At 69.0% G+C, this 18,874-nt stretch carries 18 protein-coding genes; 4 read left to right on the forward strand and 14 right to left on the reverse strand.

All coding sequences use genetic code 11. The features are described from left to right. Positions 1-256 precede the first annotated feature (256 nt). The gene (locus IE302_RS34825) at positions 257-1,447 is read left to right on the forward strand and encodes a PucR family transcriptional regulator (RefSeq protein ID WP_191258912.1); all 1,191 of its coding nucleotides are present in this window, start codon (positions 257-259) and stop codon (positions 1,445-1,447) included. 32 nt (positions 1,448-1,479) lie between these two features. Beyond that, positions 1,480-2,724: a PucR family transcriptional regulator gene (locus IE302_RS34830; protein WP_191258706.1), complete on the forward strand. Its 1,245-nt coding sequence runs from the start codon at positions 1,480-1,482 to the stop codon at positions 2,722-2,724. A 196-nt stretch (positions 2,725-2,920) separates the two neighbouring features. On the opposite strand, the gene IE302_RS34835 is transcribed toward IE302_RS34830, so the two are convergent. From IE302_RS34835 to IE302_RS34890, 12 genes are all read right to left on the reverse strand, one after another. After that, positions 2,921-3,553 (reverse strand): hypothetical protein, encoded by a 633-nt coding sequence (locus IE302_RS34835; RefSeq protein ID WP_191258707.1) that lies wholly within the window; start codon positions 3,551-3,553, stop codon positions 2,921-2,923. 11 nt (positions 3,554-3,564) lie between these two features. Beyond that, positions 3,565-4,077 (reverse strand): Rv1363c family protein, encoded by a 513-nt coding sequence (locus IE302_RS34840; RefSeq protein ID WP_191258708.1) that lies wholly within the window; start codon positions 4,075-4,077, stop codon positions 3,565-3,567. Between the two features lie 5 nt (positions 4,078-4,082). Continuing rightward, positions 4,083-5,183 carry an MCE family protein gene (locus IE302_RS34845; RefSeq protein ID WP_191258709.1) on the reverse strand — a complete coding sequence of 367 codons (1,101 nt, stop codon included), beginning with the start codon at positions 5,181-5,183 and terminating at the stop codon, positions 4,083-4,085. After that, the gene (locus IE302_RS34850; protein ID WP_191258710.1) at positions 5,183-6,166 is read right to left on the reverse strand and encodes an MCE family protein; all 984 of its coding nucleotides are present in this window, start codon (positions 6,164-6,166) and stop codon (positions 5,183-5,185) included. Before IE302_RS34850 ends, IE302_RS34845 begins: the two co-directional genes overlap by 1 nt. Next, positions 6,163-7,167, reverse strand: coding sequence for an MCE family protein (locus tag IE302_RS34855; RefSeq protein WP_191258711.1), 1,005 nt, complete (start codon positions 7,165-7,167; stop codon positions 6,163-6,165). The genes IE302_RS34850 and IE302_RS34855 overlap by 4 nt, the downstream gene beginning before the upstream one ends. Continuing rightward, positions 7,167-8,177 carry an MCE family protein gene (locus tag IE302_RS34860; protein ID WP_229908116.1) on the reverse strand — a complete coding sequence of 337 codons (1,011 nt, stop codon included), beginning with the start codon at positions 8,175-8,177 and terminating at the stop codon, positions 7,167-7,169. Before IE302_RS34860 ends, IE302_RS34855 begins: the two co-directional genes overlap by 1 nt. After that, on the reverse strand, positions 8,174-9,187 hold the full coding sequence (locus IE302_RS34865) for an MCE family protein (RefSeq protein ID WP_191258712.1): 1,014 nt from the start codon (positions 9,185-9,187) through the stop codon (positions 8,174-8,176). The genes IE302_RS34860 and IE302_RS34865 overlap by 4 nt, the downstream gene beginning before the upstream one ends. Further along, positions 9,184-10,407 (reverse strand): MCE family protein, encoded by a 1,224-nt coding sequence (locus IE302_RS34870; RefSeq protein WP_191258713.1) that lies wholly within the window; start codon positions 10,405-10,407, stop codon positions 9,184-9,186. Before IE302_RS34870 ends, IE302_RS34865 begins: the two co-directional genes overlap by 4 nt. Then, positions 10,404-11,243 carry an MlaE family ABC transporter permease gene (locus IE302_RS34875; RefSeq protein ID WP_007033208.1) on the reverse strand — a complete coding sequence of 280 codons (840 nt, stop codon included), beginning with the start codon at positions 11,241-11,243 and terminating at the stop codon, positions 10,404-10,406. The genes IE302_RS34870 and IE302_RS34875 overlap by 4 nt, the downstream gene beginning before the upstream one ends. 4 nt (positions 11,244-11,247) lie before the next feature. Continuing rightward, positions 11,248-12,051, reverse strand: coding sequence for an MlaE family ABC transporter permease (locus tag IE302_RS34880; RefSeq protein WP_005167237.1), 804 nt, complete (start codon positions 12,049-12,051; stop codon positions 11,248-11,250). 2 nt (positions 12,052-12,053) lie between these two features. Continuing rightward, entirely contained in the window at positions 12,054-12,833 is a 780-nt protein-coding gene (locus tag IE302_RS34885) for a hypothetical protein (protein WP_191258714.1), read from the reverse strand. 198 nt (positions 12,834-13,031) lie between these two features. Continuing rightward, the gene (locus tag IE302_RS34890) at positions 13,032-14,633 is read right to left on the reverse strand and encodes a DUF6801 domain-containing protein (RefSeq protein ID WP_191258715.1); all 1,602 of its coding nucleotides are present in this window, start codon (positions 14,631-14,633) and stop codon (positions 13,032-13,034) included. Positions 14,634-14,960: 327 nt separating this feature from the next. Between IE302_RS34890 and IE302_RS34895 the strand changes: the two genes are divergently transcribed. Together IE302_RS34895 and IE302_RS34900 are read left to right on the forward strand one after the other, a co-directional pair. Next, positions 14,961-15,905, forward strand: a complete 945-nt coding sequence (locus IE302_RS34895; protein WP_191258716.1) for an ATP-binding cassette domain-containing protein — start codon at positions 14,961-14,963, stop codon at positions 15,903-15,905. After that, positions 15,902-16,753, forward strand: a complete 852-nt coding sequence (locus IE302_RS34900; protein ID WP_191258717.1) for an ABC transporter permease — start codon at positions 15,902-15,904, stop codon at positions 16,751-16,753. The genes IE302_RS34895 and IE302_RS34900 overlap by 4 nt, the downstream gene beginning before the upstream one ends. Before the next feature lie 205 nt (positions 16,754-16,958). On the opposite strand, the gene IE302_RS34905 is transcribed toward IE302_RS34900, so the two are convergent. Together IE302_RS34905 and IE302_RS34910 are read right to left on the reverse strand one after the other, a co-directional pair. Then, on the reverse strand, positions 16,959-18,092 hold the full coding sequence (locus IE302_RS34905) for a glycosyltransferase (RefSeq protein WP_191258718.1): 1,134 nt from the start codon (positions 18,090-18,092) through the stop codon (positions 16,959-16,961). Further along, positions 18,089-18,874: an alpha/beta fold hydrolase gene (locus IE302_RS34910; protein WP_191258719.1), complete on the reverse strand. Its 786-nt coding sequence runs from the start codon at positions 18,872-18,874 to the stop codon at positions 18,089-18,091. The genes IE302_RS34905 and IE302_RS34910 overlap by 4 nt, the downstream gene beginning before the upstream one ends.

Genomic DNA, 18,874 nt, shown 5'->3' on the forward strand with positions numbered 1-18,874 from the left:
TCCTCTCAGCCGGATTTTATGTTGCGTGAGCCACAAAATCTGGATCGGCTTCACCGTTGAAGAGGCTGATTTTGTTGCCAGCAAGGATAAAAACATGACCGACTTGGATACCGGATTCTCGCGGCACGACCTGCGGACCGCACGGCCCGAACCCGACGTGCGTCACCCCGCCAACCCGCACCGCCAGCCACCGGGTCCGGTCCAGCGACCGCGCGCCTTCACGCCGGCACCGAGAACCCCTGTGGAGAACCGACCTGTGCGCAGCACCGGTGCGAACGGCCTCTGGGCGTCACTGCCCAGGGACATGGGCGAGCGGTTCCGGCCGCGAGCCGACCCCTTGGCACGAGCCATCCTCCAGGAGGTGCAACGAGCCGTCCCCGAGTACGCGCAGCCGTTGGAAGGCGCGTTCGGACAGATCATCACGCAGGGTATCCGTCAGGCGATCCTGCACTGCCTCGATACCGTCGGTCAGGGGACGGCCTCGCTCGACAAGTGGTCGGCGGTGTTCCGCAACCTCGGAAGGGTCGAGTTCAAGGAGGGCCGCAGCCTCGACTGCCTGCAGACGGCGTACCGCGTCGGCGGTCGCGTCGCGTGGCGGCACGTTTCGGAATTCGGGCAGGCGATCGGAGCGGACGCCGATCTCCTGTGCACCGCGGCCGAAGCGATCTTCGCCTACGTGGACGAGATTTCCGCACTGTCCATCGAGGGCTACACGGCCGCGCAGGAGCGGGCCGCGGGCACCAGGGCCAGACGCAGGCGCCGGCTGCTCGAACTGATGCTCTCCGACCCGCCGTCCTCACCGCAGTCGATCGCGTCCCAGGCCGCCAACGCCCAGTGGGCGATGCCCGCCGAGGTCACGGTCGTCGCGCTCGAACGCCGGCTCGGCCCGGCGGATCCCGACAGCGCCGACCTGGACGCCGACGTCCTGGTCGACTTCGAAGGTCCCAAACCCTGTCTCGTCACCGGGGACCCCGAAAAGCACCTGAAGGACCTCGCCGAACGGCTTCCCGGCTGGCGAGCGGTGATCGGCCCGGCCGTGCGGCTCACCGAGGCGCCGCGCTCCCTGCTGTGGGCACGCCGCACGCTGCGGCTGGTCCAGCGCGGGGTCCTGCCGGACAACCCGGTCACGCGGTACAGCGACCACCTGTCCACCCTGTGGCTGCTCGCCGACGAGTTCCTGGTCCGTGAGCTGTGCACGCGCAGCCTCGCCCCGTTCGACGACCTCACCCCCAAACAGCGGGCGCGGCTCGGGGAGACGTTGCTGATCTGGCTGCAGTCGCGGGGCAGCGCACCGGAGATCGCGAAGAAGCTCAAGGTCCACCCGCAGACCGTCCGGTACCGCATGCACCAGCTCATCGATCTCTTCGGCGACCGGTTGAACAACGCCGACGACCGGCTCGACATGGAGATCGCCCTGCGCGCGGAGGCCCTGCTCGCCGACGACTGACCAGCGTTTCCCACTCACAACGAGGTGACGAGGTGACCCGACCGCAGGATGGTCGCAGCGGGGTCGAGGCGACATACGGCCCGCTCCTCACGCCCGCTCGGCCCGGAGGGTCGAGCGGGCGTCCGGTCCAGCTCTGGGCGCTGTTGCCGAGAGAGCTGGCGACCGTGTTCCGGCCGGTGCTGGCCGACGTGGCCGGGGAGGTGGTCCGCGAGATCCAGCGGACCATCCCCGACTACGCGCGGCCGCTGGACGGCGCGTTCGGGAAGGCGCTCAAGACCGGCGTCCAGATGGCGTTCCTGCAGTTCGTGGAGCGGATCGGGAACCCGGAAGCACCGTCGGAAGACCGCCGGACCGTGTTCCTGAGCCTGGGTGTCCAGGAGTTCCACCAGGGCCGCAACGTCGACGTCCTCCAGGCGGCGTACCGGGTCGGCGCCAGGGTGACGTGGCGCCGGGTGGCCGAGGCCGGGCGCCGCGCGGGAGTGCCTTCGGCGACGCTGTGCCTTCTCGCGGAAGCCATCTTCGCCTACATCGACGAGCTGTCGGCGCTGTCGGTCGAGGGGCACGCGGAGGCGCGGGAGAAGGCCGCCGGCGCCCTGGAACGTCGCCGGCACCGGCTGATGGAGCTCCTGCTCGCCGAGCCGCCGTCACCGCCCGAGGTCGTCAAACACGCCGCCGACCTGGCCCGCTGGCAGCTGCCGGACCTGCTCGTCGCCGTCGCTCTCGACCAGCCCTCGGACGAGACCCCGTCGGCCGCCACGACCGCGCTGGCCGACTTCGAGAGCACGTCCCCCTGTCTGCTTCTTCCCGCTCCACAACCGGACGAACGAGAGCAATTCGCCGAAGACCTGGCGGGCTGGCGGGCCGCGATCGGCCCCGCCGTCCCGCCCGCCTTCGCCGCGCGCTCACTGCGAGCGGCGCGAGAGGCCCTCCGGCTCGTCGATTCCGGCGCGCTCGCCGACGAGCCCGTGACGTGGTGCGTCGACCATCTTTCGCGGCTGTGGCTGCTCAAGGAACCGTTCCTGGCCGCCGAACTGGTCCGGGAACGGCTCGGTCCGTTGGCCGGGTTGACCGGGAAACAGCACTCGCGCCTGGCCGGGACGCTGCTGGCGTGGCTGGAGACGTGCGGGAACGTCCGCGAGGTGGCGGAGCGGCTCGCGGTGCATCCGCAGACGGTGCGGTCCCGCGCCCAGGAGCTGGAGGCACTGTTCGCGGATGGGCTGCGGGATCCGGAACGGCGGTTCGAGATGATCCTGGCCTTACGAGCCGCCCCCTCCTGACGTCTGCGCCCCAGGCAACGTTCACGGAGGCGTGACTCGCGTGCTTGGAGCCGTAACTCACGTGTTTGAAGGCGGAACTCGAGTGTGCGGTCTCTGAGCACGCGAGTTACGGCTCCAAGCACGCGAGATCCGGCTCTGAGCACGCGAGTTCGGGACTCGCGCCCTTCCGCATTTAGAGGACGAAATGCGGAGGGGGTCAAGCGGCGGCGAGGGCGGTGATTCGCCAGCGGCCGTCGGAACGTTCGGCGCTCACGCTCAGCTGGGCCGCACCGGTACTGCTCTGCCCGTCCCCGCGCACGCCGGTCTGGTCCAGGAACACCAGCAGCGACGCCCGGTCCCCGTCGAGGACCTTGACGCCCGAGACCACCGGAGTCGACGTCACGACCAGCTTCTGCTCCGCCGCCAGCCCCCGGACCTGTGCGAACAGCTGGTCGTACTGCCCGAGCGCCGGCCCGGTCAGGACCTCTTTCGCGGCTCGCTCGCTCTTGGCGGGATCGTCGTAGCGGTAGGAGAAGACCGTGCCGAGCGCCTTGCCGACCTGGTCGCTCACCTCCGCGGTGGTGGCGACGTCGGTCAACGCGGTGTTGTGCGCCAGGACCGACGTCGCGTCCCGCGCTTCGATCGCGAACCACCCCGCGAGGCCCGCCATCACCACCGCGACCGCGAGGGACGCCACGGCGGCCCGCCGCCGCACCGGAACGACGACGACCGGAGCCGAAGTGTCCTCGGGAACTTCTTCGGGAGGTTCGAGGACGCGGGTGCTCCCGCCCATTTTCCCGGCCACCTTCACGGTGCGCCGCGCCGGTTTGACGGCTCGTTTCGTGCTCATCCCGTCCTCCGTCAGGGCTTTCCGGTGTCGGTCACCGGCACCTGGCCGAGCGACGTGACGCGCCACCCGTCCGGTGTCCGGTTCAGGGCGGCGCGGAACCGGTTGTGCTTGGTCACGGCTTCCCCGCCTTCGGGCCGGACTTCGAGCTCGACCGAGGCGATGACCTCGGCGGTCCCGCCGCCGCTGTCCACTTCGGTCACCGCGGCGTCGACGACCCGGCCGGTGGTGACGGTCTTCGCCTGGCCGATCCGGCCGAGCCCGCCTTCCCGGTCCCGCGCCAGTTCGTCGTGCAGCGCGCCGCCGGACAGGTTCAGCCAGTTCTGGTAGCCCTGCTCGGCCTGCCGGTAGTCCAAAGTGGTCAGTGCGGCCACGGACTGTCTGCCCACCCGCAACGCCTCCTCGCGGATCGTGGCCCGCGCGACGCCGTCGTCCCGGCCCGCGTCCCACCACGAGTAGCCGAACCAGGCGGCGAGAGCGGTGGCCACCACCGCGAGCAGGACCGTGATCCGAGTGAGTCGCGTCATCGTCTTCACCTTCCCGGCACGTTCTGCGAGCCGCGCACGTTCGTCGGGTTGCCCTTGGGCAGGGCACAACGCGCCGCGGTGTTCAACGGGCGCGCCGACGTGTCGAGTCCGTCGCGATAGCCGGTGCCGTAGCCGGTCACACAGGGCGGCGGATCGAAGAACGTCAGCGAGAGCCCGACGTGCGCGCCGTCCGGCCCCATGATCGCGTGCCCCGCGGCGACCGCCTTCGGTGCCGTGACCAGCAGTTGCTCCATGCCGTCCTGCCGCGTTTCCAGCACGTCCGCGGTGGTCAGCAGATTCGCCAGCAGGATGCCGAGGCTCGGGCCGGTTTCCCGCAGCAGCGTGCTGACCTCGTTCGCGGCCGCCGGCACGGCCGGGATCAGCCGTCGCAGATCCCCGTCGGAGTTCTTCAGCGTCGCGGCCAGCAGTTTCGCGTTGGCGCCGAACGAGCGGATCGCGTCCGCCTGCGAGACCTGGGTGTCGAGCACGGTCTGCGCGTCGGTCACGAACCTCGTCAGCGGACCGACGTGCGCGCTCGCCTCCCGCACGAACTCGATCCCCCGCCCGACGAGCTGGTCCAGCGCCGGGCCCGCGTCGGTGGTCGCGTTGTACAGCTCGTCGACCACGGTCCGCAGGGCCGGTTTCGGCACCGAATTGGCGAACGAGTCCACACTGGACAGGACGACGTCCACCGGGAGCGGGATCTTCGTGTCCGCCTCGGAGATCACCGAACCGTCCTGCAACACGGCACCGTCACCGCGACGAGGCCGCAGGTCGACGTACTGCTCGCCGACGGCGGATCGGTTGGCCACGACGGCTTCGGTGTCCGCGGGCACCTCCGGGCCGCCCGGGTCGATGTCGAGGTCCACTTCCATCCCGGACGCGGTCAGCCGCAGGTCGCCGACGCGGCCGATCGGCACGCCCCGGTAGGTGACCTCGGCGTTGCTGAAGATGCCGCCACCGGTGGGGAGCCGGACTTTGACGGTGTACCCGCGGTCGAGCACCAGCTTGTCCAATCCGGCGTACGTCGCACCGACGTAGGCGATGCCGAGGACGGCGATGACCACGAAGACCACCAGCTGGACACGGACGAACCTGGTCAGCATCAGCGACCACCGCTGTTCTTGAAGGTCAGGAACGTGTTCAGGTAGTCACCGCGGATGGCTTCGAGGGCGGCATCGGGGAACGGGAACGTGAAGATCATCTCCATCGCTTTCGGCAGTTTGTCCCCGGAGTCGGCCAGCCGCCGCAGCAACGGTTCGAGCGCCTTGAGATCGGCGACGAGGTCGTCCTTGCTGCGGTTCACCGTGTCGACTGCGACCGACGTGAGCCCGTCCAGCGACTTCAGCATCCCGACAAGTGCCTGCCGCTGCTGGTTCAGCACCTCGATCCCGGGGGTGAGGCCGTTCAGCGTCGCCTTGATCTCCTCGGTGTTCGCGTTCAGGGTCGCCGCGAGCTTGTTGACGCTCTCGATGGCGCGGGTGATCTCCGCCTTGTGCTCGTCGAGCCCGCGGACGAAGATGTCCAAATTGGACAGCAGGCTGCGGGCCGCGCTTTCCTTGCCGCCGAGCGCGTCGTTGAGTTCGCGGGTGATGTTCTGTACCTGCGCGACGCCTCCACCATTGAGCAGCAAGGAAAGCGCGCCGAAGACCTCCTCGATCTCCGGGGTCAGCGACGACCCGGCGAGGGGGATCACCGCGCCGTCGGTCAGCCGCCCGTTCGGGGTGCCGTCGTCCGGTGGCGCCAGCTCGACGAACTTCTCGCCGAGGATGCTCGCCTGCCGCAACCGTGCGATGGCATTGGCAGGCAGGTTCACGTCGCCGTTGATCAGCAGGCCGACCACCGCGCTGCGGCCGTCCGGCGCCAGGTCGACCGTCCGCACCTGGCCGACCGGGACGTCGTTGACCTTCACCCCGGACTGCGGCACGAGATCCAGCACGTTGCTGAAACTCGCGGTGACGTGGATCGGCCGCTCCCCCAGCGCGGCGCCGCCGGGCAACGGGATGTCGTAGACGTCGACGCCGCTGCTGCATCCGGTCGCGGCCAGCGTGAGGACCAGGACGGCCGCGCAGTTGAGCCGGGACTTCATTTCGCCCCCGAGAATTCGGTGATGTTCCCTCGCCCGTCCAGCGTCCCGGCGCCCTGGTTGTACGCGCCGAGGACGTTCGCCAGCGCGTTCGGCGCGGCGTCGAGCGCCTCGCTCAGCGACGCCTTCTGCTGGCTGAGCACCTTGGTGATCTCGGCGAGCTTGTCCACATCGGACTTGACCTTGCCGCGGTTGTCCCTGATGAAGCCTTGGACGACGCTGAGCGCCTCGGTGAGTTCGGTCATCGCGCCGGAGAACTGGTCCCGCTGATCGGCCAGGACCTTGCTGATCGAGGAGATCTGCTGGATCGCCTCTTTCACCTTGCCGTCGTTCGAGGCGAGCATCGCGGTGAACTTGCTGATGTTGTCGACCGAGTTGAACAGGTCGTCCTTGGAATCGCTCGCCGTCCTGGCGAACTCGCCGAGGTTCTTGATCGCCTCGCCGAGTTTGCCGCCGTTGCCGTCGAGGTAGATCGCGGCCTTGGTCAGCACGTCGCTGACCGCGCCGTCGCGGTTGGCGCCTTTGGGTCCCAGCGCGGTCATCAGCTGGTTGAGGCTGCCGAGGAGTTCGTCGACCTCGACCGGGGTCACGGTGCGCTCGGGCGGGATCCGGGCGTCGCCGCCCAGCTCCGGCCCGCCGAGGTACACCGGCGTGAGCTGCACGTACCGGTCGGCGACCAGGCTCGGCGTGATCACGACGGCGCCGACGTCGGCGGGCAGTTTGACCTCGGGCCGCACCGCCATGGTCACCTCGACGTTCGTGCCCTTCGGCTCGACCTTGGTCACCGAACCGATCGGCACCCCGAGCACACGCACCTCGGTGTTCGGGTAGACCCCGACGGTCGCGGTGAAGTAGCCGGTGAGGACGCGGTCGGCCTGCCGCGTCAGCAGTGGCCAGGCCGCCGTCACGAGCAGCCCCGCGACGACGGCGAGCGCGAGCCGCCGCATCCAGGCCCGTCGCCGCGCGTGGGCCCCGAGATCGGACAGCGAGAAGTGGCGCCCCATCAGCGTCCCCCGTTCCTCGACGGCATGCAGCTGCCCGGCGTGCCGCCGGTCGGGACGAGCCCGCAGATGTAGGTGTCGATCCAGCGGCCGTTGCCGACCGCGTTGCCGAGCAGCCGGTAGAACGGCCCCGCCAGCCGCAGGCTCTCGTTGAGCTTGTCCTGGTTGCGCTGCAGGACCGTGGCGACGCGATCGAGCTGGTCGAGCGCGGGCCCGAGCGTCTTCTGGTTGTCCGCGACGAGTCCCTTGAGCTGGACCGACAGGTTCTTCACGCCGCTGAACAGCTTCGCGATGGCGTCCTTGCGCGCGTTGAGCTCCGTGAGCAGGGTGTTGCCGTCGCGGATCAGCGCCTCGATCTGCTGCGACCGGTCACCGAGCGTCTGGGAGACCTTGTTCGTGTTCTGGAACAGCTTCACCAGTTCCTCGTCGCGCGAGGCGAGGGTCTTGGACAGCGCGGTGATGCCGTCGAAGGCGGTCCGGACGTCCTGCGGTGTGGAGGCGCCGAGGGTTTCGGACAGCGTCCCGAACGCCTTCGCCAGCTGATCGGTGTCGATCGCGCCCACCGTGTTCGCGAGATCGTTGAAGACCGCGGTGACGTCGTAAGGCGAACTCGTGCGCTCCACCGGGATCGGCTGGTCCGGGTCGAGTTCCGCGTTCCCGACCGGGTCGATGACCAGGTTCTTCTGCCCCAGCAAGGTCTTGATCTTGATCGACGCGGTGGTGCGGTTGCCGATCCAGGTGTCCTTGACCCGGAACAGCACTTTCACCTTGGCGCCGTCCAGCAGGACGTCGGAGACCTCGCCGACCTTCACCCCGGCGACCCGGACCTCGTCGTTGCGTTTGAGGCCGGCGGCCTCGGTGAACTCGGCCGCGTACGTGGTGCCGCCGCCGATCAGCGGCAGATCGTCGGAGAAGAAGGTCGCCGAGCCGGCGACGGCCATCAGCAGCGCCGTGACGGCACCGACGATGATCGGGTTGCGGGTGCGGAAAGGTTTGATCCTGGGCGCTTTCACCGGCACCGTCCCTGCGTCAGCGGGATGCCGACCGGCGGACCGCCCGGGGCGGGCGGCGCGTCCGATTTGACCGAGCACAGGTAGAAGTTGAACCACGAGCCGTACGAGACCATCGCGCCCATGCGGTCCAGCTTCTTCGGGAGGTTCGTCAGGAACTGTTCGAACACCGGGGTGTTGTCGGCGAGGTTCTTGGACAGGTCGCCGAGGGTGTCGATACTGGCCTTCAACGGTGCCCGGCCGTCTTTGAGCAGATCCGCGGTGGCGGTGGTGAGCTCGCCGAGCCCGCCGATCGCCTGCCCGATGGGTTTCGCGTCGCCCGCGAGCCCGGAGACCAGTTGCGCGGTGACGTCGACGAGTTTGTCGAACTGATCGCCCTGGGAGTTCAGCGTGTCGAGCACCGTGTTGAGGTTCCCGACCACCTCGCCGATCACCTTGTCCTTGCCTGCCAAGGTGTTCGTGAGGGACGCGGTGTGCTCCAGGAGGCTGTCGACGGTGCTCCCCTCCCCTTGCAGCACCTGGACGATCTCGAACGACAGCTGGTTGACGTCGTTCGGCGAGAGCGCCTGGAACAGCGGTTTGAACCCGTTGAACAACGCGGTGAGATCCAGCGCCGGGGTCGTGCGCTCCGGCGGGATCAGCGCACCGTCACCGAGCGCCGCCGGACCGTCCGGACCGGGATCGATGGAGAGATACCGCTGGCCGACGAGGTTGCGGTACCTGATGGTGACCGTCGCCCCCGCGGTGAGACGGCGCTTGTTCTCGATCGAGAACCGCACGTCCGCCAGCCGCCGCTCGACCACGCCGATGGAGTCCACCTGGCCGATCCGGACGCCGGCCATCCGGACCTCGTCGCCGGGGTTGACCGACGTCGCGTCGGTGAATCTGGCGGTGTAGCCGACCGTCGTGCCGACCCCGGAGTTGGCGATGGTGATCGCGAGGATCCCGGTCGCCACCGCGGTGATCACGAAGAAGATCAGGCCCTTGATCGCCGGGCCCAGGACACTCCTCATCGGACGGTCACCTCCGTTCCGCGCAGGGCCGGGCCCACGAGCACGCTGCTCCAGTCCGGGACCTCGGCCGGTTTCATCCCGAGCGACGGCGCCAGGATCTCGGCGACCAGCCCCCGCTCCCCCTTCGAATTGGCCGGACCGAGGTCCCCATCGGCGGCGAACGACACCGCCGCCGAATTCCCGCCCCCGCCGTAACACCGCGGGCCGCCCTTTTGGTCGAACCGCGGATCGTCCCGGCCCGGCACGTACTTGTCGCGCGGGTCGTGGACGGACAGCGTCACGTGCAGGCCCGGCTCGCCGGTGCCCTTGCCCAACGCCTTCTCCATCACCGGTTTGAGCCGGTTCACCGCGTCGAACAGACAGGGGAACTCGGGTGAGTAACGGGAAAGCAGTTCCAGGGTCGGCCTGCTCTTCACGCTGACGCCGATGATGTTGTCCTTGTTCTGCACCAGGAACTTGTTCAGATCACCACTCGCCGTGGTGACACTGGTGTACAGCTTGTCGAGATCCGCGCGAGTGTCCACAATGGTCTTCGCCGTCGTGGACAGATCGGAAAGAGCCTTGAGGATGTCGGGCGCGGCTCCGGTGTAGAGATCGGCCACGTCGGCGAGACCGCTGATGTCCGCCTTGAACTGCGGCATCAGCGGGTTCACCTGGCCGAGGAGGTCGTTGAGCTGGACGATGCTGTCCCCCAAGGACTTCCCGCGATTGTCGAGCGCGAGCGAGATCGCGCCGAGCGAGCTGTTGAGCTTCTGCGGCTGCACCGCCCGCAGCAGGGGCAGCAGATCGCCGAGGACGCGTTCCAGTTCGATCGCGTTGGCCGACCGGTCCTGGCCGATGACGTCGCCGTCGCGCAGCGAGCCACCGGCGGGCCGGTCCGGGAGCACGAGGTTGACGTACCGCTCGCCGAACACCGTCTTGGGCAGGAGCCTGGCCGAAACGTTGCGCGGCAGCTGATCGATCTTCGCCGGGTCGATGGCGAGGTCGATCTCGGCGCCGTCCGCACTGCCCCGGACCGCGCGGACCTCGCCGAACGGGACGCCCCGGACCTTGACCTCGGCGGGCGGGGCCAGCTGGTTGCCGACCCGGTCGGTCTTGAGCGTGACCAGTTCCGCGCGTTCGAAGTCCTTGTTGAAGATGGCGACGGCGACCCAGCCGAGCAGCACGAGGATGACGAGGAAGATCACCCCGGCCGCCTGTGTCCGCGCCCGCGCGCTCATCCGGAGACCTTCACCGTCGTGGTGGCGCCCCAGATGGCGAGGCTGAGGAACAGGTCCAGCACACTGATCAGCACGATCGAGGTCCGCACGGCGCGGCCGACCGCGACCCCGACCCCCGCCGGTCCGCCCGCGGCACGGTAGCCGTAGAAGCAGTGCGTGAGGATGACGCCGACACTGAACACGAGCACCTTGCCGAACGACCACAGGACGTCTTCCGGCGGTAAGAACAGTGAGAAGTAGTGGTCGTAGGTCCCGCCGGACTGGCCGAAGAAGACGACCGTCGTCACCCGCGAACCGAGGTACGAGATCAGCAGGCCGATCACGTAGAGCGGGATGATCGCGATGAACCCGGCCACGATCCGGGTGGTGACGAGGTACGGCATGCTGCGCACGGCCATCACTTCGAGCGCGTCGATCTCCTCGGAGATCCGCATGGCGCCCAGCTGCGCGGTGAACCCGGCGCCGACCGTCGCGGACAACGCGAGTCCCGCCGAGAGCGGCGCGATCTCCCGGGTGTTGAAGTACGCGGTGAGGAAACCGGTCATCGCGGAGATGTTGATCTGGTTCAGCGCGCTGAAACCCTGCAACCCCACCGTGATCCCGGTGAACACGCACAGGCCGACCATCACTCCAACGGTGCCGCCGATCACCGCGAGCGCACCGCTGCCGAAGGTCACCTCGGCGAGCAGGCGCACCACTTCGCGGAAGTAGCGGGTGACGGCCATCGGGATCGCCGCGAGCGCGCGGATGTAGAACAGCAGCTGGTCGCCCAGCTCGAAAAGACTGTTGCCGGGGCGTTTGAACGCCTCGCGGGCCCGTTCGGGGACGCTGGTCACGGGATCAGGTTCCCTTCGCGGGGACGAGCTGCAGGTACAGCGCGGTCAGGATCGTGTTGACGAAGAACAGGAGCAGGAACGTGATCACCACCGACTGGTTGACGACGTCGCCGACGCCTTTCGGGCCGCCTCTCGGGTTCAGTCCCCGGTAGGCCGCGACGACGCCGGCGAGGAACCCGAAGATGAACGCCTTGATCGAGCTGACGACGAGGTCGGGCAGCTGGGCGAGCGCGTTGAAGCTCGCGAGGTACGCGCCCGGCGTCCCGCCCTGCACGATGACGTTGAAGAAGTAGCCGCCGAGGACGCCGACCACGCTGACCAAACCGTTGAGCAGCACCGAAACCCCGATGGCCGCTTGGACGCGCGGCACGATCAGCCGGTGGATCGGCGAGACGCCGAGCACCTCCATCGCGTCGATCTCCTCGCGGATGGAACGGGCGCCGAGGTCCGCGCAGATCGCCGAACCGCCCGCGCCCGCGATGATCAGCGTCGTCACGATCGGGCTGGCCTGCTGCACGACGGCGAGGACACTCGCGGCGCCGTTGAACTGCTGCGCGCCGATCTGGCTCGTGAGCGAACCGAGTTGCAGCGAGATGACCGCGCCGAACGGGATCGACACGAGGATCGCGGGGGTGATCGACACGCTCGCGATGAACCAGAATTGCTGGATGAACTCGCGGATCTGCACCGGACGGCGGAACATCGCGAGGATCACGTCGAGGCCCATGGCGCACATGCGGCCGAATTCGCGCAGTCCCGCGGCGGCCTTCTCCGGCGCGCGGGCGAGCAGGGCGACGGGATTGGTCATCGTCAGGCTCCGCATCCGTTGGGGGGCGGGCCCGAGCCGACGCACCGCAGCTTGAGGTTGGTGACCAAGGTGTTGCCGGGGCCGGAAACCAGGCCGGTGAGCAGCGGGCTCAGGTCCTCGCGCACCCCGCAACCGGTGAAGCCCGGCGTCGGGAAGGTACTGGTCGCCTTGACCGACGGGGCCGGGAATCCGAGCGGTATCAACGCTTTGATGTTCACCGCGACCGACTGCGCGGTCCGGCAGTTCGGCCCGACGTCGAGGACCTTGCCGTCCACTTTGACGTTGGACAGCTTGATGAACACCTTGGACGTGACGTCGGAATCGCCGCACAGGTTGGTGCCGACGGACTTGCAGTTGGTCGTGGCACCGGTCTTCACCTCGACCGTCCCGGTGGCGTCGCCGTCCGGGATCAGCTCGACCGTGCCGGTGGCGGGCATGAACCGGAAGGACACGAAGTAGCTCTCCGTCGACGGGATGGCGAGCTTGCCGGTGACCGGCACCTTGCCCGACAGGCCGAGGAGCGAGCCGTCGAACCGGCCCTGCGGGAACGTGATGTCGGAACCGAGTTTGGCGACGTGGCTCGTCGTGGCCTGCTTCTCGTCGCCGACGTAGAAGCCGAACGGCAGCCCCGCCGCGGCGGTCACCTGCCCGGCTTCGACCTGCCGCGTGGGTGTGGGCGCGGGTGCCGGCTCGGCGGAGGCGGAAGCCAAGGAAAGCGCCCCCAGCCCCAGCACCGCCGGGAGCAGGAAGGCGCGCGGAACGCGCCCGGTCATCACTGACATTCGGGCTTCCTCACTTCGACTTCTCCGGCCGAACGGCCAACTCGTGCAGACGCTACTGGCGGATGTACCGACAGACAAGTAATGCGTGGCCGGGGGTTCCGGAAACGGGAAAGGTTGTAATGGGCGTAACTGTTTTGGAGTGCGGCTCGTGAGTGGTAATGACGGTTCCAACCGGCATTACCACTCACGAGACCTGTCTTACTTCTTGGTGAGGTTGATCTCCAGGCTGTTCCCGTCATCCGAAGCCATCGCGCTGATCAACGGCGTCAGCAGGCCACAGCCGCGGAACTGCGGCAGCTTGTACTCGGCCGTCAGCTTGCCGCCCTTCAACGGGTTGAAGCCGTGCGACGAAACCAGCGGGATGTCGGCGGGCTGGGCCGTCTTGCAGGTCGAGCTCGCCAAGATCGGGAACCCGAACAGCCGCACGGTGAGCAGCTTGACGTCGGCCTTCGTGTCGGCCTTCACCGCGCCGGCGTTGACGGTGCCCGTCACGTCGCCGACCTGGTTGATCTTCACCGTCGCCGAAGCCGGGAAGAACCCGAGGAAGCGGAACTGCACGTTCGACGGCGGCAGCGAAAGCTGCCCGGTGAACTTGCCCGACTGCGCGTTCAGCTTCGCGGTGAACTCACCGGGGCCGAGCGGGAGCTTCGCGTTCAGCCCGGCGATGGTGGTCTTGCCCTTGACGCCGTAGGTGATCTGCGTGTCGCCCGGCGGCTGCGTCGTCGTGGTGGTCGGCGCGGTGGTCGGGGTCGACGGCTGGGTCGTCGGCGTCGGCTCCGTGGTGGGAGTCGGCTGGGTGGTCGGAGTGGGCTCGGTCGTGGGCGTCGGCTCCGTCGTCGGGGTCGGCTGCGTCGTCGGAGTGGGCTCAGTCGTCGGGGTCGGCTCCGTGGTCGGAGTCGGCTGGGTCGTCGGCGTCGGCTCCGTGGTGGGAGTCGGCTGGGTGGTCGGAGTGGGCTCCGTCGTCGGCGTCGGTTCCGTTGTCGGAGTGGGCTCCGTGGTGGGAGTCGGCTCCGTCGTCGGGGTCGGCTGAGTCGTCGGAGTCGGCTCGGTCGTCGGCGTCGGCTGAGTCGTCGGCGTCGGCTCCGTGGTCGGCGTCGGCTCCGTCGTGGGAGTCGGCTCCGTGGTCGGCGTCGGCTGCGTGGTGGGCGTCGTCGGGGTGGTCGGTGTCGTCGTGCCACCGCCGGCGGGCTTGATCTCGAACGTCCCCAGCTGCTGGTTCTGCCCCGGCTGGACGACGCAGTCCGAGGTGAACGTGCCGAGGTCGGTCGGCTGGCCCTGCGCGTTCTTCGGCGTCATGGTGGTGCTGAAGTTCCCGACCGTCACCGAGGCGGTGCCCGGGCTGGGGAACGTGACCGCGGGCGCCTTGCCGCTGGTCTTGACGTGGAACTCGCCCGACTCCGGCACCGGCGTGACCGGGATGGCCAGCGGCAGACCGAGGTTCAGCGTCTTGTCGACCGGGTACTTCAGCACCGCGGCGGCCTTCGCGCTGCCCTCGACGGTGGTGGCGCCGACGAGCGTGAGCCCCGAGGTCGCGTCCGCAGGGACGGTGACGTCGACATCGAAGGTGATCGGGGTGGACGTCTTCCCCGCCACGGCGTCGTCCGGCAGGACGGTGTCGACCTTTACGACCAGGGTCTGGTCGCCGATCAGCGGGAACGGGCAGGTGTACTTCAGCGTCAGCGACGCGGGCGCCGCTTCACTCAAGCCGGCACCGACCACACCCAGGGTGGCCGCGACGGCGGCCACCGTGCCGGCGGCCAAGGCTTGCACGGATCTTTTCGACTTCAGTGGGAACTTCACAACGGTCACTCCCGGGGAATCGGAGAAATTGCGTGACACAGCCGAAACGGCGTGGACACGGAAGCGGTAAATTACCTGTGCCCATCCACACCGGCAAGGACACCGAATCCATTTGTCATCCAGGTGGGATCGGGTGACTCATTAACTGGCATCGCCACCGCGGGCGAAATCGAATTTGTCACCTTCGTCAGCGGACTTCGGCGCGGAACTGTCACGCGCGTATTCTTGTGACGCGCGTGCGGAAGATCTCGCGCTGGATTGTCACGCGTGTCCGGAGTCCGTGCGCGTTCATTGCGGCCGTGCCGAAACCCCCGCTACGTTCGGCGAATGGAGCAGGCTGCCATCGAAGTGAACGGCCTCGCCAAGCACTACGGTGAAGTGACGGCTCTCGCCGGCGTCAGCCTTCGTGTCGGCCGTGGCACCGTGCTCGCGGTGCTCGGGCACAACGGCGCGGGCAAGACGACGCTGATCGACATCCTCAGCACCCGCGTCAAACCGAGTGGGGGCAGCGCCAAGGTCTGCGGGTTCGACGTCGTCCGCGCCGGGCATCACGTCCGGCGGCGGATCGGGGTCACCGGCCAGTTCGCGGCGGTCGACGACGCGCTGTCCGGCCGCGGCAACCTCGAACTCGTCGCCCGGCTGCTGGGCGCGGACCGGCGCCAGGCGAGGGCCCGCGCCGCCGAACTGCTCGCCATGTTCGGCCTCGACGACGCGGCGGACCGGCCCGCCCGGACGTATTCCGGCGGGATGCGGCGACGGCTCGATCTCGCCGCCGGGCTCGTCGGCTCCCCCGACGTCCTCTTCCTCGACGAACCGACGACCGGCCTCGACCCGATCAGCCGCGCCGGCCTCTGGGACGGCGTCGAACGGCTCGCCGCGCACGGCACCACCGTCGTGCTCACCACGCAGTACCTCGAGGAGGCGGACAGGCTGGCGGATCACGTCATCGTGCTGGGACTCGGGCACGTCACCATCTCCGGGCGGCCGTCGGAACTGAAGGCCAGGCTCGGGGAACGGACCGCGACCCTGACCTTCGGTACCGACCTCGCCGCCCGCCGGGCGCTGGCCGCGCTGCACCGGCTCGGCATGAGCTGTACGCCGTCCGCGTCCGGACTGGTGATCGGCGTCCCGTTGTCCGGGCCCGCCGACATCACGGTGCTGGTCCGCGCGCTCGACGCGGCGGGCGCGCCGATGCGGGACCTCACCGTCGCCGAACCGACGCTCGACGACGTCTACCTTTCCCTGCACCGGAATCCGGCGGTCCCGTCATGACCGAGGCACGGCACCGCGCGCCGTCCCCGCCGCTGCTGACCGATCCGGCGACCTGGCCGCCGAGCACCTTCGGGACCCAGGTCCGGGTGCTCGCCGTCCGGTCGCTGAAGACGGCGTTCGGAGACCGGCGGCTGGTGTTCTTCGGGCTGCTGCAACCGATCGTGCTGCTCTTGCTGTTCAGCCAGGTCTTCACCGGGGTCAGCACGCTGCCCGGTGTCGCGGCCTACGAGGGGTACGTGAACTTCCTCGTCCCGGCGACGCTGGTGAACATCGCGATGACCACGGCGATGAGTTCGGGCGCCGGTCTGCTCGCGGAGATCTACAGTGGATTCACCGGGCGCCTGCGGTGCATGCCGATCAGCCTGTCGGCCGTCCTGGTGGCCCGCACGATCTCCGACTCCGCACGGCTCGGCGTGCAACTGCTGGTGACCACGCTCGCCAGCGTGGTGCTGCTCGGTTTCCGGCCGACCGGCGGCGTTTTCGGGGTCACGGCGGCACTTCTGCTCACGCTCGTCGTCGGCTGGTGCCTGAGCTGGATCTTCGTCGCCATCACGACCTGGCTGCGCAAGGCCGAAACCCTGCAGATGGCGTCGTTCGTGGTCATGTTCCCGCTGATGTTCTCCTCCAGCGCCTACATGCCGCTCGACACCATGCCGACCTGGCTGCGCGTGGTCTCGGCACTCAACCCGCTGACCTACGCGATCGATGCGACGAGGGCGTTGGCGCTGGGACGGCCGTCGGGCTGGTCGATCCCGGTGTCGCTCGCGATCGCGGCCGTGGCGGCGCTGGCGGGCGGGTGGATCGCGGCCCGTACCTTCCGTTCACCCCGGGAGACCGCACCCCGATGAGGCCCCCAACCCGGGACTCGCGTGCTTGAGCACGTAACTCGCGTGATTGGAGCCGGATCTCGCGTGTTTGAAGGCGGAACTCACGTGGCGGGAAGGCGAACACCGAGATCCGGCTCCGATCACGCGAGTCCCGTGTCTAAGCACGTGAGATCCGGCTCCAAGCACATGAGTCACGTGCTCAAGCACGCGTGGGCGCCCGGAGGGCTCAGTGTGGCAGGGACTCCAGGTGGTCCGCGGCGGCCACGACTCCCCCGGCCGCCGCGAACGAAGCCCGCACCCGCGCGGCCGCCGCGGCGTAGGCGGGCTCGGTGAGCACCTCGGTGACCGTGCCGCGGATGTCCGGCGCCTTCACTCGGTCGAAGCGCAGCCGCAGGCCCGCGCCGGCGGCCTCGACCTGCTGAGCCAGCATCGACTGGTCGTCCCGGATCGGCGCGATCACCAGCGGCAGCCCGGACGCGAGGGTCTCGCTGACGGTGTTGTGCCCGCCGTGGCAGATCACCGCCGCCGCCTTCCGCACGACGTCCGCCTGCGGGATCCGCCTGGCGATCAGCACCGTTTCGCTGAGCAGTTCGCCGGTGGGGTCGACGACCAGGCCTTGGACCTCGGGCATCCCGGCGAGGGCGTCGACGCATTCGGACAGGAAGCGGCGGCCGAGCGCGGCGTTGGCGGTGCCGAGGGTGGCGACGACCAGCGGGCGCCCGTCGAGCCGGTCCCACGAGAACCCGACCGGCGGCGCGGGAGCCAGCGCCGGGCCGACGAACCGGACCGCGCCCGCGTCGGCGATCGGCCCGGTCAGGGACACGGTGGTGAAAGCCAGGACCAGCTCCGGGGAGAACCGCAGGTCGCCGCAGGACACCTTGTGCCGCGTACGGAGATCTCCTTGCAGTTTGCCGACCCAGGCGGCGATCTTCGGCATGGCGGCCAGCGGATCGCCGAGTTCGGTCGACGTCGACGCCGAGGTCGCCCACGGCAGGCCGCGGCGGCTCGCGACCAAGGCACCCGCGAAGGCCTGTTGATCGGCGATCACGACGTCGGGGCGGAAGGCGGCCACCGCCTTCTCGACGCCGGGGACCATCGCGTCCGCGAGCGGGACCAGGTACTGCTCCCACAGGAACTTCAGTGCCGCGAACCCGCGCAGTCCCTCGGGACGCCGCTCGACGGCGAACTCCAGCGAGTCTCCCGCCGTGTACACCCGGCCCGCCCGCGTCAGCTCCGACGTCGTGGGTTCCGGACCGCACCAGGCGACGTCGTGACCACGCCCCACCAGTTCGCCTGCCACCGCGCGCAGCGGCGCCACGTGTCCGGTCAGCGGTGGCACGACCAGCAGGAACCGGCTCATCCGCGCGGCCTCCCGTGCCGGGAGATCCAGTTCAGTACCAGCTCCCGCACCTCCCGGTGCTGTTCGACGAGCACCGAGTGCCCCTGCCCTTCGAACACGTGCAACTCACCGCGGGGCAACAACGACGTCAGCGCGTCGAGATCGTCGGCCTGATAGCCGTGACTGCCCAAAATGGACAGTACGGGACAGTCGATCCCCGCCACCTGCTCCAAGGTCAGCAACGGACCGAGTGGAACCTCCTCCGCCATCGACGTGGCCATGATCCGCTCGGCCGCCATTTTCGCGAGCCGCCGATGATGGGCGCTGTAGTTGGCCTCGATCCACTCGAAGCTCTCCTCGACCTTCAAGAAGCGCACGGTGTGCTCGAGGATCTGCGCCATCTTGTCCGCCCACAGTTCGGTGGCGGGCTCCGATTCGATGCACACGATGCTGCGTACCCGATCCGGTTTGGCCACGGCGTAGCTGTACGCGAGAGTGCCCCCGAAACTGTTGCCCACCAGGTGAACGGGCCGGTCGAGGTCGAGCTGGGCCAGCAGGTCGTCGAGGTCGGCGACGAAGTCCGCGATCGTGTACCCGCGCTCGGGGCGTTCGGTCTTGCCGTGCCCGCGCAGGTCGTAGCTGATCACGTCCACCCCGGCGGCGGCGACCGGCGGGGCCAGCGTGAGATAGAAGCTCGCCAGGCTGTCGGTGCCCATCCCGTGCAGGAACACCACGGTCTCGGTGCCCCCGCCGGGCACGAGCTGCACGTTCGTGCGCAGCCCGTTGACGGTCATCGTCGGCAC

The organism is Amycolatopsis oliviviridis, from assembly GCF_014654365.1.
GTDB classification, from domain to species: Bacteria; Actinomycetota; Actinomycetes; order Mycobacteriales; family Pseudonocardiaceae; genus Amycolatopsis; species Amycolatopsis oliviviridis.